This is a genomic window from Aquibium sp. A9E412 (assembly GCF_030398335.1).
In the GTDB taxonomy this organism is placed as follows: Bacteria; Pseudomonadota; Alphaproteobacteria; order Rhizobiales; family Rhizobiaceae; genus A9E412.
In genome coordinates this window covers 1-14,449 of record NZ_JAOAOP010000083.1, presented here as the reverse complement: position 1 = coordinate 14,449, position 14,449 = coordinate 1, and the positions used below count along the sequence as shown (strand labels likewise).

General features: G+C 72.6%; 13 protein-coding genes. 6 read left to right on the top strand and 7 right to left on the bottom strand.

Translation table 11 applies throughout. From position 1 onward, the window contains the following. Positions 1 to 361 precede the first annotated feature (361 nt). Positions 362 to 778 carry an RNA polymerase-binding protein DksA gene (gene dksA, locus N1F89_RS18820; protein ID WP_290085966.1) on the bottom strand — a complete coding sequence of 139 codons (417 nt, stop codon included), beginning with the start codon at positions 776 to 778 and terminating at the stop codon, positions 362 to 364. Positions 779 to 1,035: 257 nt separating this feature from the next. Between dksA and N1F89_RS18815 the strand changes: the two genes are divergently transcribed. From N1F89_RS18815 to N1F89_RS18800, 4 genes are all read left to right on the top strand, one after another. Continuing rightward, the gene (locus tag N1F89_RS18815; RefSeq protein WP_290085965.1) at positions 1,036 to 1,548 is read left to right on the top strand and encodes a histidine phosphatase family protein; all 513 of its coding nucleotides are present in this window, start codon (positions 1,036 to 1,038) and stop codon (positions 1,546 to 1,548) included. A 69-nt stretch (positions 1,549 to 1,617) separates the two neighbouring features. Continuing rightward, positions 1,618 to 3,081: a YcjX family protein gene (locus tag N1F89_RS18810; protein ID WP_290085964.1), complete on the top strand. Its 1,464-nt coding sequence runs from the start codon at positions 1,618 to 1,620 to the stop codon at positions 3,079 to 3,081. Continuing rightward, positions 3,078 to 4,196: a TIGR01620 family protein gene (locus N1F89_RS18805; protein WP_290085963.1), complete on the top strand. Its 1,119-nt coding sequence runs from the start codon at positions 3,078 to 3,080 to the stop codon at positions 4,194 to 4,196. The genes N1F89_RS18810 and N1F89_RS18805 overlap by 4 nt, the downstream gene beginning before the upstream one ends. Before the next feature lie 123 nt (positions 4,197 to 4,319). Next, the gene (locus tag N1F89_RS18800) at positions 4,320 to 4,859 is read left to right on the top strand and encodes a hypothetical protein (protein WP_290085962.1); all 540 of its coding nucleotides are present in this window, start codon (positions 4,320 to 4,322) and stop codon (positions 4,857 to 4,859) included. Between the two features lie 36 nt (positions 4,860 to 4,895). Here N1F89_RS18800 and folK read toward each other — a convergent pair whose 3' ends face one another. The 3 genes from folK to folP are packed head-to-tail and all read right to left on the bottom strand — an operon-like array spanning position 4,896 to position 6,655. Further along, positions 4,896 to 5,423, bottom strand: coding sequence for a 2-amino-4-hydroxy-6-hydroxymethyldihydropteridine diphosphokinase (gene folK / locus N1F89_RS18795; protein WP_290085959.1), 528 nt, complete (start codon positions 5,421 to 5,423; stop codon positions 4,896 to 4,898). Continuing rightward, positions 5,407 to 5,766, bottom strand: a complete 360-nt coding sequence (gene folB, locus N1F89_RS18790) for a dihydroneopterin aldolase (RefSeq protein ID WP_290085958.1) — start codon at positions 5,764 to 5,766, stop codon at positions 5,407 to 5,409. The genes folK and folB overlap by 17 nt, the downstream gene beginning before the upstream one ends. A gap of 25 nt (positions 5,767 to 5,791) precedes the next feature. Further along, positions 5,792 to 6,655 (bottom strand): dihydropteroate synthase, encoded by an 864-nt coding sequence (folP, locus tag N1F89_RS18785; RefSeq protein WP_290085957.1) that lies wholly within the window; start codon positions 6,653 to 6,655, stop codon positions 5,792 to 5,794. Positions 6,656 to 6,762: 107 nt separating this feature from the next. On the opposite strand from folP, the gene N1F89_RS18780 reads away from it, so the two are divergent. Further along, on the top strand, positions 6,763 to 7,377 hold the full coding sequence (locus N1F89_RS18780; protein WP_290085955.1) for a DUF922 domain-containing protein: 615 nt from the start codon (positions 6,763 to 6,765) through the stop codon (positions 7,375 to 7,377). An 83-nt stretch (positions 7,378 to 7,460) separates the two neighbouring features. Here N1F89_RS18780 and N1F89_RS18775 read toward each other — a convergent pair whose 3' ends face one another. The 3 genes from N1F89_RS18775 to N1F89_RS18765 all read right to left on the bottom strand — a co-directional run bounded on the left by N1F89_RS18775 (position 7,461) and on the right by N1F89_RS18765 (position 9,315). Continuing rightward, complete coding sequence (locus N1F89_RS18775) at positions 7,461 to 8,486, bottom strand: NAD(P)/FAD-dependent oxidoreductase (protein ID WP_290085954.1); 1,026 nt, start codon at positions 8,484 to 8,486, stop codon at positions 7,461 to 7,463. Positions 8,487 to 8,535: 49 nt separating this feature from the next. Further along, positions 8,536 to 8,856: a 2Fe-2S iron-sulfur cluster-binding protein gene (locus tag N1F89_RS18770; RefSeq protein ID WP_290085953.1), complete on the bottom strand. Its 321-nt coding sequence runs from the start codon at positions 8,854 to 8,856 to the stop codon at positions 8,536 to 8,538. An 84-nt stretch (positions 8,857 to 8,940) separates the two neighbouring features. Next, entirely contained in the window at positions 8,941 to 9,315 is a 375-nt protein-coding gene (locus N1F89_RS18765) for an Hpt domain-containing protein (RefSeq protein ID WP_290085951.1), read from the bottom strand. Positions 9,316 to 9,587: 272 nt separating this feature from the next. Here N1F89_RS18765 and N1F89_RS18760 point away from each other — a divergent pair. Next, positions 9,588 to 14,449 (top strand): kinesin (locus N1F89_RS18760; protein ID WP_290085949.1); only part of this gene is annotated, 4,862 nt, incomplete at its 3' end.

Here is a 14,449-nt window from a genome sequence, read left to right as displayed (position 1 = left end):
GCGCCGCGCCCGCCCGCGCCGCAGGCGCACGGCGAACAACCCGGGCCCCGCCCGGCCGACGCGCGGGAGCGCCGCCAGGAGGACGGCAAGTCGCTCGAGGAGGAGATGAGCCGGCTGCTCGGCGCGCTGTCGCACGACCGGCGCTAGGGCGCTTCCAGGCAAAGGCGGAAACCGGCTCGCTATCTGAAAAAAAGCGCCGGCGCGACAGGTCAGGGCCGATCGGCGATCCCGTGCGAGGCGAACCGGCGCCGGACCGTGCTTCGTATGATCCTGAGGGGGAGAGGCACGCCGCGCGACCGGGGTGCGTCGGCAAGCGGCGGGATTGCGGAGGGGACGAGGGATGGCGGGCGCCAGCGCGCGCTCAGTCGTCGCGATAGACCTTCTCGCGCCGCTCGTGGCGCTCCTGCGCCTCGATCGACAGCGTGGCGATCGGCCGGGCGTCGAGCCGCTTGAGCGCGATCGGCTCGCCGGTTTCCTCGCAATAGCCGTAGGTGCCGTCCTCGATGCGCTGCAGCGCCGCGTCGATCTTCGAGATCAGCTTGCGCTGGCGGTCGCGCGCCCGCAGCTCGATGGCGCGGTCGGTCTCCGAGGAGGCGCGGTCGGCGAGATCGGGATGGTTGGCGTTCTCGCGCTGCAGGATCTCGAGGGTCTCGCGCGCCTCGCGCAGGATGTCGTTCTTCCAACCGATCAGCTTGGCGCGAAAATAGGCCCGCTGGCGCTCGTTCATAAACGGCTCGTCCTCAGAGGGTACGTAATTGGTATCAACGAGTTCGCTCATTCGACTCACCCCACAACTACAACCCGGGCGCCTATATATTCGGCGTGCTGCGGCCCGACAAGCGCAAAGGCGACCGCGCTCACGCTTTTGTTAGGCGCTTGTTTCACGGTCGCGAGGCCGGCCTTTAGCGGGTCTTCGCGACGCTTTTTTGACGCGCCGGCGGGCACTTAACGCCGGCCGCGTTGCCTGCGGCGGCCGCGCCGTCTATTGCTTGTGTCCGCCGCCGCACAGGCGCGAACGGGGGATGCCGGACCGCAATGCACCGCCTGCTGCTCCTCAGGCACGCCAAGGCCGGCTGGCCGAAGCCGGGCATGCGCGACTTCGACCGGCCGCTGCTGCCGGCCGGCGTCGCGGCGGCCCGCGCGGTCGGCCGGCGCATGCTGGCCGCCGGCCTGCTACCCGACCGGGTGCTGTGCTCCTCGTCGCTGCGCACGCGCCAGACCTGGCACTGGGTGGCCGGCGAGCTCGGCGCGACGCCGGCGGCGGTCGAGTTCAGCGATTCGCTCTACGCCACCGACGTCACCGGCTATCTCGACGCCATCCGCGGCGCCGGCCCGGCGCGCACGCTGCTGGTCGTCGGCCACAACCCCAACATGGAGGACCTGGCGCTGGCGCTGCCGGGCGACGGCGACCCGCAGGCGCGCGCGGCGCTGGTCACCGGCTTTCCCACCGCCGCGCTGGCCGTGCTCGCCTTCGCCGGGCCGCTGGCGGCCGCCGCGCCCGGCGAGGCGCGGCTCGAGGCCTTCCTGGTGCCGCCGGCCGGCGGCTGAGCCGCGCCACGTTTCCATCGCCGCGTCGAATGCCTATATCGGTGGGCTCGACGTTGCGGTGACCGTTCATTGGCTTCTCTGACCACCTTCTCCGACGAGGCGCTGATCGCGCTCGACACGCTGGCCGGGCGCGCGGGAAACCTGTTCGCGCCGACGCTCAGGCTCGGCGTGACCGGCCTGTCGCGCGCCGGCAAGACCGTCTTCATCTCCGCCCTGGTGCACAACCTGGTGCATGGCGGCCGGCTGCCGCTGTTCGAGGCGCAGAAATCGGGCCGCATCGCGCGCGCCTATCTCGAGCACCAGCCCGACGACCAGGTGCCGCGCTTCCAGTACGAGGACCACGTCGCCGCGCTGGTCGAGGAGCGCCGCTGGCCCGAATCGACGCGCGCCATCTCCGAGCTGCGGCTCACCGTCGACTACGAATCGGCCTCCGGCTGGGGCCGGCTGTTCTCGCGCGGCCGGCTGTCGATCGACATCGTCGACTATCCCGGCGAGTGGCTGCTCGACCTGCCGCTGCTCGGCAAGAGCTATGCCGAGTTCTCGCGCGAGGCCTTCGAGCTGGCCGAACTGCCGGTGCGCAGCGAGCTGGCGCGCGACTGGCGCGCGCTGGCCGACACGGTCGACGCCGATGCCGAGGCCGACGAGATGCAGGCGCGCCGCCTGTTCGAGGCCTTCGCCGCCTATCTCAGGGCCGGCAAGACCGATGCCAGCGCGCTGTCGACGCTGCCGCCCGGCCGTTTCCTGATGCCGGGCGACCTGGAGGGCTCGCCGGCCCTCACCTTCGCCCCGCTGCCCGGCCTCGATCCGCAGGCGCGCGCCCGCCCCGGCTCGCTGCGCGCCATGATGGAGCGCCGCTACGAGGCCTACAAGACGCATGTGGTCAAGCCCTTCTTCCGCGAGCACGTGACCCGGCTCGACCGGCAGATCGTGCTGGTCGACGCCATGCAGGCGCTCAATGCGGGCGCCGGCGCGGTGGCCGACCTGGAACGCGCGCTGACGGAGATCCTGGCCTGCTTCCGGCCCGGCCGCGGCAACCTCGTCAGCGACCTGTTCGCCCGCCGCATCGACCGCATCCTGATCGCCGCCACCAAGGCCGACCACATCCACCACGAAAGCCACGACCGGCTGCAGGCGATCGTGCGCCGGCTGGCCGACCGCGCCATCGCGCGCGCCGACTTCACCGGTGCGGCGGTCGACGTGGTGGCGATGGCCGCCGTGCGCGCCACGCGCGAGGGCACCGTCAAACAGAACGGCGACACCCTGCCCGTCATCATCGGCACGCCGCTCGCCGGCGAGACGATCGCCGGCGAGGCGTTCGACGGCGAGCGCGAGACCGCCATCTTCCCCGGCGACCTGCCGGCGCGGCCGGCGGCCGTGCTCGAACAGGCCGCGCGGGCCGGCGAGCCGCCGATCCGCTTCGTCCGCTTCCGCCCGCCGCGCCTCGAGCGCGGCGCCGACGGCGCCACGCTGTCGCTGCCGCACATCCGCCTCGACCGCGCCCTGCAGTTCCTGCTCGGAGACCGCCTGGCATGACCGGTGAGCGCCGCCCCGCCGCCTTTCCCGTCGCGCCCGCCGACGACGGCAAGGACGCGCCGAAACGCGACAGCGCGCGCGCCGCGCCCCGCGAACGGACCGGCAGTGCGGCCGAGCCGCCGCCGCGCGCGCCGCGCGCCGCGCCGCTCGACCAGCTCGCGAGCGCGGTTCCGGCCACCGTCGACGTCTTCGAGGAGCCCGCCGCCGCGCCGCAGGATCCGCCGCCGGCCAGCCCGCCGCGCCGCCGCGGAAGGCTCGGCACGGTCTTCCTCGCGGCCTTCGGCCTGTTCGTCTCGCTGGCGCTCGGCCTGTGGGTCGAGGGGCTGGTGCGCGATCTGTTCGCCCGCGCCGACTGGCTCGGCTGGCTCGGCGCCGGCCTCGCCGCCGTCGCGGCCCTCGCGCTCGCGCTGATGCTGGCGCGCGAGGCGATGGCGCTCGCCCGCCTCGCCTCGGTCGAGCGGCTGCGCACGCGCGCCGCCGCCGCGCTGGCGGCCGACGACGCCGCCGCCGCCCGGGCGCTGGCGCACGATCTCGCCGGCTTCGTGGCCGGCAAGCCGGAGACGGCGCGCGGCCGCCGCACGCTGGCCGAGCTCGAGGGCGAGGTGATCGACGGCGCCGACCTGGTGCGGCTCGCCGAGACCGAGCTTCTGGCGCCGCTCGACCGGCGCGCCCGCAAGCTGGTGCTCGACGCGGCCAAGCGCGTGTCGGTGGTCACCGCCGTCAGCCCCCGCGCCCTGGTCGACGTCGCCTATGTGCTGTTCGAATCGGGCCGGCTGATCCGCCGGCTGGCCGAGCTCTATGGCGGCCGGCCGGGCACGCTCGGCTTCTTCCGGCTGGCGCGCGGCGTGCTCGCCCATCTCGCCGTCACCGGTTCGATCGCCGCCGGCGACAGCCTGGTGCACCAGCTCGTCGGCCACGGCCTGGCCGCGCGGCTGTCGGCCCGCCTCGGCGAGGGCGTCGTCAACGGCATGATGACCGCGCGCATCGGCATCGCCGCCATGGAGGTGGCGCGCCCGCTGCCCTTCGCCGCGGTCCGGCGGCCGGGCATGGGCGATTTCCTCAACGCGCTGACCGCCTTTGCCGGGCGCAAGCAGCGCGGCGCGGCGGACGGCTGACAAACCGGCTTGCACGGCGGCCGCCCTTGGCGCATGCTTGGCCGACGGCTCACACGAAGCATTAACCATTCTTGGTCATGGTCGCGGGCCTGTTGCCGCTTCCGTCCGTCCGGGTGAACGATGATGAAACGCGCTCTCCTCGCCGCGCTCCTGCCCACCGCCATCGCGGCCGCCGGCTCGGCCGCGCCGGCCGCGGCCGACGAGCGCGACGCCCGCTTCTTCAAGTCGGTCGAGGGCGAGTGGTCCGGCCCCGGCGAGATCGTCGCCGGCAAGTACAAGGGCACCAAGTTCGTCTGCCGCTTCACCGGCGCCACGCCGGACGACAAGGTCGGCATGTCGCTCGACGGCGGCTGCCGCGTCGGCATGTTCACGCAGAAGATGTCGGCGGTCATCGAGCGCCGCGGCCGCCACTACCGCGGCACCTTCATGGACGGCGCCGAGGGCAAGGGCCTCGACATCGTCGCCGGCAATGTCAGCGACGAGAAGGTGATCTTCTCGCTCAACCGCAAGACGCTCAACGGCGCGATGCTCGCCCGCCTGCCCGACGACGACACCATGCACGTCACGGTCTCCGTCAAGGTCGCCGACGACATGGTCCCCGTCATCGGCGTCAATCTCAAGCGGCTCGATTCGCGCAAGGTCGGCGCGCTGCGCGAGCGCTGAGGCCCCGCGCGGCCGCGCCCGGCGGCCGCTTTCGCTCTATCCCTGCTTTTTCCGCCACCAGTCGCCGCCGCCCGGCAGGCGAACGACGCCGCTCGCGTCGACCCGCGCCGCATGCGCGGCGATCGCCGCACCGGCCACCCGCAGGTCCGGCGCGATCTCGGCCAGCGGCAGCAGCACGAAGGCGCGCTCCAGCATGCGCGGATGCGGCACGCTCAGCCCCGGCTCGGCGACCGTCGCCGTGCCGTGAAGCAGGATGTCGAGGTCGATCGGCCGCGGCCCCCAGCGCTCGCCGCGCACCCGGTCGAGGCCGCGCTCCACGGCAAGCAGCGCCTCGAGCAGCGCGCGCGGCGCCAGATGCGTGTCGAGCCGCGCCACCGCGTTGAGGAAATCGGGCTGGTCGGTCTTGCCCCAGGGCGGCGTGCGGTAGAGCGAGGAGACCGCGGCGACCGTGATCGCCGCGTGCGCGTCGAGCCGGCGCAGCGCGGTCGCCATCGCCGCGGCCGGGTCGCCGAGATTGCCGCCGAGGCCGAGATAGGCGGCGACCGGGCTATTGCGGCCAGACAACCGTCACCTCGACATGGTCGAGCACGCCGGCCACCGGGGCGTTCGGCTTGCGGATGGTGATCTCGGCGCGCGCGATCTGCGGAAAGTCGCGGCACAGCGCCCGCGCCACCTCGAAGGCGAGCGCCTCGATCAGGTAGCGTCGCTTGCCGGTGACGATCTCCTCGATCACCCGGAAGGCGGTGCCGTAGTCGACCGTGTCGCGGATCGAATCGGCGACCAGCGCCGGCCCGGGATCGACCGTCAGCGCGGCGTCCACGTAGAAGCGCTGGCCGAGCGTCTCCTCCTCGTCATGCACCCCGTGGCGCGCGAAGAAGGCGCAATTGGTCATGCGGATCACATACATCGGCCGCTCTCGTCCCTGCTCCAGGTCATTCTGCGCCGCCGGGACGCGCGGCGAGGATAGCATCCGTCATCCGCAGCGCATCGACGTTGATTGCGACATCGTGCACGCGGAAAACGGACGCCCCCTTGAGCCGCAGGATGGCGCTCGTCGCCGCCGTGCCGGCCGCCCGCGCCGCGCCGCCCTCGCGCCCCGTGGCGTGGCCGATGAAGCGCTTGCGCGACGTGCCGGCGACGAGCGGCAGGCCGAAGGCGGCCAGCTCCTCGAAGCGCGCGGCGAGCGCCAGGTTCTCGTCGGCGTCCTTGGCGAAGCCGAAGCCGGGATCGAGCGCGATCTGCGCGTCGGCGACGCCGGCCGCGCGCGCCGTCGCGAGCGCCGGTTCCAGGAAGACGTGCTGGTCGGCGATCACGTCGGGATGCTTCTGCCGCTCGCGCCCGGTGTGCATGATGACGAGCCCGGCCCCGGTCTCGGCGGCCAGCGCGGCGAGCGCCGGGTCGCGGCTCAGCCCCCACACGTCGTTGACGATGTGCGCGCCGGCCGCCAGCGCCAGCCGCGCCGTCTCCGACCGGTAGGTGTCGATCGACAGCACGACGTCGAGCCTGGCCGCCAGCGCCTCCAGCACCGGCAGCACGCGCGCCTGCTCCTGCGCCGCGCCGATCGGCGTGCCGCCCGGCCGGGTCGATTCGCCGCCCACGTCGATGATCGTCGCGCCCTCGGCCACCATGCGCTCGGCCTGGGCGACGGCGCGCCCGAGGTCGTCGAAGCGGCCGCCGTCGGAAAAGCTGTCCGGCGTGACGTTGAGAATGCCCATCACCACCGCCTGCGCCCCCAGCTCGATGCTGCGGCCGTGCGCCAGCCGCCAGCGGCGCGGTGTCGTGCGGGTGTCGGCCATGCCTGCCTCGTCTCCTGCCTGGTGCCGGCGCGGCTGCCGGCGCGAAGTTCATTGCCTCGCCGGCGGACATGGCGCAAGGTGCGCGCCGGAGGCTTTTCGACCACGCCATGAAGACGCCGCTTCTCGCCCTCGCCCTGCTCGCCGCCGCAGCCGCCGGCGCGTCCGCCGCCAGCGTGTCGCGCAGCTACAGCTACTTCTCGATCGGCGGCAAGACGCTCGAGGAGGTGGAGCAGCAGCTCATGGCGCACGGACCGCATGTCGCCAGCACCGGCGAGCGCCACGCCGGCGCCACGCGCATGGAGTTCACCACGCGGCTGTCCTATGCCGAGGGCGACGGCCGCTGCCGGATCGCCGACGCCGCCGTCTCCGTCAAGGCCGAGGTCATCCTGCCGCGCTGGCGCATGCGCAGCCGCGCCGACCGCGATTCGCGGGTGATCTGGGACACGCTCGCCCGCGACATCAAGCGGCACGAGGAAAGCCACGTCAGCATCGCCAAGAACCACGCCCGCGAGCTGGAGACCGCGCTCAAGCGGCTGCCGCGCCGGCGCGACTGCCAGGCGCTCGCCGCCGACGCCAAGGCGACGACCGACCGCATCCTGGCCAGGCACGACGCCGCGCAGGACCGCTTCGACCGCATCGAGACGATCAACTTCGAAAGCCGCATCATGCGGCTGCTGCGCTACCGGCTGGAGCAGATCGAGGCGGGCCGCATCCCGGGCTGAACGCGCCGTTCGCGCGCGACCTGAAGGAACGGCTGCAGGGCGCTGCAACGAATCCCCTTTTCGCCGTCGGCCGGTCGCCGTCTTCAGGCGACGCCGAGCTTCTTCTGCAGGCTGGTCGACGACGTGGTGTACTGGAACACCACGCGCTCGCCGGGGTTGACGATGCGCTTGGCCGCCTGCGCCATCAGCGCTGCCTCGTGGAAGCCCGACAGGATCAGCTTCAGCTTGCCGGGATAGCTGTTGATGTCGCCGATGGCGAAGATGCCCGGCTCCGAGGTCTCGAACTTCTCGGTATCGACGGGAATCAGGTTCTCGTGCAGCTCCAGCCCCCAGTCGGCGATCGGCCCGAGCTTCATCGTCAGGCCGAAGAAGGGCAGCATGCGCGTGCAGGCGATCTCGACCTCGCCCTCCGGCCCCTTGACGACGGCCGCGGCGAGCTGTCCCGCCTCGCCCTTGAGCGCCGTCACCTGGCCGACCTGGAAGCCGATCTTCTCCTCCTCCTTGAGGGCGAACATCTTGTTGACGCTGTCCGGCGCGGCGCGGAACTCCGGCCGCCGGTGCACCAGGGTGAGGCTGCTGGCGACCGGCTGCAGGTTGAGCGTCCAGTCGAGCGCGGAATCGCCGCCGCCGACGATCAGCAGGTCGTGGTCGCGGAAATCCTCCATGCGGCGCACGGAGTAGAACACGCTCCTGCCCTCATAGGCCTCGATGCCGGGGATCGGCGGCCGTTTCGGCTGGAACGAGCCGCCGCCGGCGGCGATCACCACCACCGGCGCCTCGAACACCTCGCCCTCGTCGGTGGTCAGCCGGAAGCTGCCGTCGTCGCGCCGTTCCAGGCCGGCGACCATGCGGCTGAAGGTGAAGCCGGGATGGAACGGCTTGATCTGCTCCATCAGCCGGTCGACCAGCTCCTGGCCGGAAATCACCGGCCAGGCCGGGATGTCGTAGATCGGCTTTTCCGGATAGAGCTCGGCGCACTGGCCGCCGGGCCGGTCGAGGATGTCGATCAGATGGCACTTCAGGTCGAGCAGGCCGAGCTCGAACACCGCGAACAGGCCGACCGGGCCGGCCCCGATGATCAGCACGTCGGTCTTGGTCGTCTCGCTCATCGGCGCTGTCCTTCGTCGGTTGCGGCCGGCGGCCGGCGGGCGCCGGCGCTCAGCCCTGGCGTTCGGGCACCCGCACGACGAGGCCGTCGAGCGCGTCGCTGACCTTGATCTGGCAGGACAGCCGCGAGTTGGGCCGCACGTCGTAGGCGAAGTCGAGCATGTCCTCTTCCATCGGCTCCGGCTGGCCGACCGCCTCCGTCCAGGCCTCGTCGACATAGACGTGGCAGGTGGCGCAGGCACAGGCGCCGCCGCACTCCGCCTCGATGCCCGGCACAGCGTTCTTGATGGCGTTTTCCATCACCGACGAGCCGTTCTCGGCGTCGATGTCGAAGGTCGTGCCGTCGAAGGCAACGATGGAGATCTTGGTCATCGGGCGGTTCCGGCAGTCAGGAGGAGACAATGCCGCACCGGCATTAATCACTCCGCCGCGCGAGTCAACTCCGCCGCGGGCCGCCTAGCGGCTGATCGACGCGACGAATTCCCGCACGTCGTCGATCAGGCGCGGAAGCCGGCGCAGCGCCGAGGCGTCCTGCGGCCGCGCCTCGATCTCGGCCGCGCAGTCGGCGATGGCGAAGGCGCCGATGGCGCGCGCCGAGCCGACCAGCCCGTGCGCCAGCGCGCGGCGCTCCGCCGCGCCGGCGGCGGCAAGCCGCTGCGCCACGGTGGCCGTCTGGCCGAGGAACAGCGACAGGACCTCCGCCTCGACCTGCCGGTCGCCGAGGCTCTGGCGCGCCAGATGCGCGAGATCGACGGGAGGCCGGCGCGAGGGCCGGCAGGGCCCGCCGCCCGGCCGGTCGAACGCGATGCTGGCGGTGGTGCCGAAGGCCATGGTCTCTCCCTCCCCGGGGATGCTCCGCATGACCCGACACGCTCGCAGCGACCCGTGGACAAGCCGTTAACGCACCGCGCGCAATGGGAAATTTCTGCCGAAGCCGGCGTTAACCCTATGTTTAAACTTTTACGCATCGCCGCGAATGCATGTTCCCTTTACCGGCCCGTGCCACTACGATACCGGCGGTCAGGTTTAGGCCTCAAATATGCGGTAGCGAAAGAACCGGTTCACCCGGACGGGCATCGCAGCGAGTACAGGGTAAAGGCGGCATGGCGCGCAACACAGCGAACAAGAAAGACCTCGACACCGACTTCGCCAAGGAGCTCGAAGACGCGCTCGACATCGACCTGGCGGACGACGGCCGCGAGGGCGACCTCGACGTCGCCGCCTCGATGGCCGACCTCGAGGCGCAGATCTCGCAGGCCGCCGAGGAGCTGGCGCGCGAGGGCGGCCAGTCCGACGAGGCGGTGGCCGCCACCGCCGAGCCGGCCGAGGCCGCAGCGACCGGCAAGGCCGAAACGGCCGTCGCCGAGACCGCGCCGGCAACGGCCGCCGCCGCGCCGGCGGCCGCCGCGCGGCCGCAGCCGGCCAACACGCAGACGCCGCTGTCGCCGGCCAACGACGACCGCCAGAAGGACTACCGCGCCTTCCAGCGCAGCCTGCAGACCCGCCCGCCGCGCACCGCCTACTGGCTCGCCGCCCTGCTCACCGTGGCCTGGATCGGCGGCGGCCTGCTGCTCGCCGACGTGATCTATGGCCCCGGCATCTGGCAGATCCGCTCGGTCGAGGCGCTGCTCGCCGCGCCCTATGCCATCGGCCTGGCCGTCGGCATCGTCGTGCCGGTGATCCTGTTCTGGGGCTTCGCGGTGATGGTGCGCCGCGCCCAGGAGATGCGCCTCGTCGCGCAGTCGATGACGGAGGTCGCCTTCCGCCTGGCCGAGCCCGAGGCGCTGGCCCAGGACCGGGTGATGACGGTCGGCCAGGCCGTGCGCCGCGAGGTGCAGGCGATGGGCGACGGCATCGAGCGCACGCTGTCGCGCGCCGTCGAGCTCGAGACCGTGGTGCATTCCGAGGTCAACGAGCTGGAGCGCGCCTACTCGGAGAACGAGTCGCGCATCCGCGTGCTGGTCGACGGGCTGGGCAGCGAGCGCGAGGGCATCGTCAGCCACGCCGAGCGCGTGCGCGCCTCGATCGCCGGCGCGCACGAGCAGCTTCGCGAGGAGCTGACCTCGGCCGGCGACCTGATCCGCCAGAGCGTCGAGAGCGCCTCGCGCCAGCTCGTCGCCTCGCTGGCCGAATCCAACGACAGCCTGCTGGCGCGCATGAACGGCAGCGGCGACGAGATCCGCAAGGCGATCGACGAGCGCCTGCAGGCGATCAGCCAGCACATGAGCACGTCCGGCGACGCCGTCGCCAGCATGCTCGACACGCGCATCGCCGCGCTCGGCGAGCGCACCGAGCAGCTCTCGCAGTCGCTCGACGAGATGTTCCGCAGCCGCACCGACGGTCTCAACGCGCTGCTCGGCGACACCACCCGCGCGCTGGGCGAGACCTTCGACAGCCGCTCGAGCGCGCTGCAGGAGACGCTGGCCACGCGCGGCGAGGCGCTGATCTCGGAGTTCGAGACGCGCGCCCACGCGCTCGACGAAGGCACGCGCAAGCTCAACGACGCGCTCGAGGCGCGCGCCCGCCAGATCAACGAATCGCTGGTCGAGCGCTCGCGCGAGATCGCCGACACCTTCAGCCGCGGCCGCAGCGAGCTGTCGGGCGCCATCGAGGAAGGCCGCACGGCCATCGACAAGGAGATGGCCGACCTGGTCGCCTCCACCTCGGTCATGCTCGAGGCGCGCGCCGACGATTTCGTCGGCCGCTTCAGCGAGGGCCGCGCGCAGCTTTCCGCCGCGCTCGACGCCGACATCGAGAAGCTGGCCGAGGTCCAGTCGCGCATCGACGAGGCCGTCGAGGCGCAGGCCAACGCCTTCTCCGAGGGCCGCACGCGGCTGGCCGGCGCCTTCGAGGAGGACATCGCCAAGCTCGCCGCCACGCGCACCGCGATGGAGAGCGCGCTCGCCGCCCAGATGAACAAGCTCGACGAGACGCGCGGCGCCTTCGCCGCCTCGCTCGACGCCGACATCGCCCGCGTCGGCGAGCGCCGCGAGGAGCTCGCCGCGGCGATCTCCGGCGAGTTCGCCAGGGTCGACGAGGCCTTCAAGGCGCAGACCGGCATCATCGAGGAGCGCACCGCGACCATGGAGAAGGCGCTCACGGTCGGCGTCGGCCAGGTCCGCCAGGCGCTCGAAAGCAGCGCCTCCACCGTCGCCGGCACGCTGCGCGAGAAGGTCATCGAGGCGACCACCGCGATGAGCGAGGAGGCTGGCAAGGTGATCGACGGCGTCGACGAGCGCATCGGCGCGCGCGCCGACGATCTGGCCCGCAAGCTCGGCGAGAGCGTCGAGGCGGCGGGCGACAAGCTCGACGCGCGCATCGTGACGATCGACAGCACCTTCGACGGCGCCGCCGAGCGCGCCGTCGGCCGCATGGCGGCGGTCGCCGAGCGCTTCGACGCGATCGACGGCCGCGTGGCGGCGAGCGCGGAGAAGGCGTCCGAGGCGATCGGCCAGCGCATCGCCGAGATCGACAGCACCTTCGACGGCGCCGCCGAGCGCGCCGCCGGCCGCGTCGCCTCCGTGGCGCGCGACTTCGACGGCATCGACCGGCGCATCGCCGAGACGGCCGAGAACGCCGCGCAGGCGCTCGGCCAGCGCATCATCGAGATCGACGGCACCTTCGACGGCGCCGCCGAGCGCGCGGTCGGCCGGGTGACGGCGATCGCCGAGAGCTTCGAGACGATCGACCGCCGCGTCGCCGACAGCGCCGAGAACGCCGCGCAGACGCTCGGCCGGCGCATCACCGAGATCGACAGCGCCTTCGACGGCGCCGCCGAGCGCATCGTCGCGCGCACCGAGACGGCGGCGCAGCGCTTCGAGGAGATCGAGGGGCGGGTCGGCCAGACCACCGACCAGGCGGCCGACCGGCTGGAGGCACGCATCTCCGACATCGACCGCACCTTCGACGGTGCCGCCGAGCGCATCGGCGAGCGGATGGACGGCTTCGTCGAGCGCTTCGACCAGGTCGACGGCCGCATCGCGCTGCGCGTCGACGAGACGGCCAAGGCGCTCGACGCCGGCGTGTCGCGTGCCGCACAGGCGCTCGGCGCCCGCGTGCAGGAGATCGACCGCACCTTCGACGGCGCCGCCGAGCGCATCGGCGCGCGCGCCGATGCCTTCGCGCAGCGCTTCGACGACATCGACCACCGCATCGCCGCGCGCGTCGACCAGACCGCCGACGCCCTCAACAGCGGCGTCGAGCGGGCCGCCGAGACGTTGAGCCACCGCGTGCACGAGATCGACCGCACCTTCGACGGCGCCGCCGACCGCATCGGCGCGCGCGCCGACGCCTTCGCCGAGCGCTTCGAGGACATCGACGAGCGCATCGCCGCGCGCGTCGACAAGACCTCCGACGCCCTCAACAGCGGCGTCGAGCGGGCCGGCATGGTGCTCGGCGAGCGCATCAACGAGATCGACCGCACCTTCGACGGCGCGGCCGAGCGCATCGGCGCGCGCGCCGACGCCTTCGCGCAGCGCTTCGACGACATCGACCACCGCATCGCCGCGCGCGTGGCGCAGACCTCGGAATCGCTCGCCGAGCGCTCCGACGCGATCGCCCGCACCTTCGAGGAGGCCGACCACCGGATCGCCGCGCGCACCGGCCACACGGCCGAGACGCTGCATGCGCGCGCCGAGGACGTGGCGCGCACCTTCGAGGAGGTCGACCAGCGCATCATGGCGCGCACGCACCAGACCTCGGCCGAGCTCGAGGCCCGCGCCAGCGCCATCTCGCAGGCCCTCGGCGACGCCGAGGAGCGGCTGTCGCACGGCGCCCGCGCGCTGACCGGCAACCTGCGCAGCGGCGTGCACAGCGCCGAGGAGCGCCTCAAGGAGACCGCCGAGGCGGCCGCCCAGCAGGTCAGCCAGCAGCTTTCGCACACCCAGGCCGACCTGATCTCGACCGCCGACACGATCGCCCAGACCTTCGCCACCATCAACGACCACATCGGCCGGCGCACCGGCGAGACGGTCAAGTCGCTCGACGAGCGCACCCGCGAGCTCAACACCGTGCTCGCCGGCCGCGCCTCGGAGCTGTCGCGCATTCTCGACGAGACCGCGCGGCCGCTGGTCGACCGCTTCTCCGACAGCGGCGGCGAGCTGCAGCGCAGCATCGAGGCGATCACCGAGCGCACCGCCGAGCGGCTGCGCGCGGAGAACGAGGCGCTGGTCAGCGCCCTGACCAGCCGCACCAGCGAGACGCTGAAGGCGGTCGAGCGCGCCCGCGCCGGCCTCACCGACCATGTCGGCGACCTGCTCGAGCGCCTCGCCTCCTCCAGCGAGCGGCTCGACGCGCTCGTCGCCTCGGCGGCGCGCAACCTGTCGGAGATCGACCAGAACCTCGACAGCACGACGCGCGGCTTCGCCGAGCGGGCCGAGCGCGCCGCCGAGACCTTCGCCAACTCCGCCAGCCTGGTCAGCGCCAATTCCGGCCGCCTGAGCGACCTGTCGGAGCGCACGCTGAAGGAGATCTCGTCGATCGCCAGCCGCTTCGACGAGCACGGCAAGGTGCTGGAGAGCGCCTCCGGCCTGCTCGACCGCGCCCAGTCCGGCCTCGCCGACACGCTGCAGCAGCGCCAGCAGGCGCTCAACGAGCTGGCCGAGGGCCTGGTCAGCAAGTCCGAGGCGCTGCAGGACACGATGTCGACCTTCGAGGACTATGTCGGCCGCATCCTGAAGACCGCCGAGGGCCGCACGCGCGATTCCGCCGACGGCATCCGCAGCACCATCGACGAGGTGGTGGAAACCGCCACGCAGCGCTTCGCCGGCGCCACCGAGGAGATGCGCCGCACCGCCGCCGCCATCCGCGCCGAGCTCGAGGAGACGCGCGCCGAGATGAAGCGCGGCGTCTTCGACCTGCCGGAGGAGACGCGCGAATCGACCTCGGCGATGCGTCGTGCGGTCACCGAGCAGATCAACGCGCTCAAGGAGCTGTCGGAGATCGTCACCCGCTCGGGCCGCGGCGG

Excerpts from the sequence above, each read along its gene's own strand:
- dksA (WP_290085966.1), bottom strand. The coding sequence starts at position 778 with ATGAGCGAACTCGTTGATACCAATTACGTACCCTCTGAGGACGAGCCG.
- N1F89_RS18815 (WP_290085965.1), top strand. The coding sequence starts at position 1,036 with ATGCACCGCCTGCTGCTCCTCAGGCACGCCAAGGCCGGCTGGCCGAAG.
- N1F89_RS18805 (WP_290085963.1), top strand. The coding sequence starts at position 3,078 with ATGACCGGTGAGCGCCGCCCCGCCGCCTTTCCCGTCGCGCCCGCCGAC.
- N1F89_RS18800 (WP_290085962.1), top strand. The coding sequence starts at position 4,320 with ATGAAACGCGCTCTCCTCGCCGCGCTCCTGCCCACCGCCATCGCGGCC.
- folB (WP_290085958.1), bottom strand. The coding sequence starts at position 5,766 with ATGTATGTGATCCGCATGACCAATTGCGCCTTCTTCGCGCGCCACGGG.
- folP (WP_290085957.1), bottom strand. The coding sequence starts at position 6,655 with ATGGCCGACACCCGCACGACACCGCGCCGCTGGCGGCTGGCGCACGGC.
- N1F89_RS18780 (WP_290085955.1), top strand. The coding sequence starts at position 6,763 with ATGAAGACGCCGCTTCTCGCCCTCGCCCTGCTCGCCGCCGCAGCCGCC.
- N1F89_RS18775 (WP_290085954.1), bottom strand. The coding sequence starts at position 8,486 with ATGAGCGAGACGACCAAGACCGACGTGCTGATCATCGGGGCCGGCCCG.
- N1F89_RS18770 (WP_290085953.1), bottom strand. The coding sequence starts at position 8,856 with ATGACCAAGATCTCCATCGTTGCCTTCGACGGCACGACCTTCGACATC.
- N1F89_RS18765 (WP_290085951.1), bottom strand. The coding sequence starts at position 9,315 with ATGGCCTTCGGCACCACCGCCAGCATCGCGTTCGACCGGCCGGGCGGC.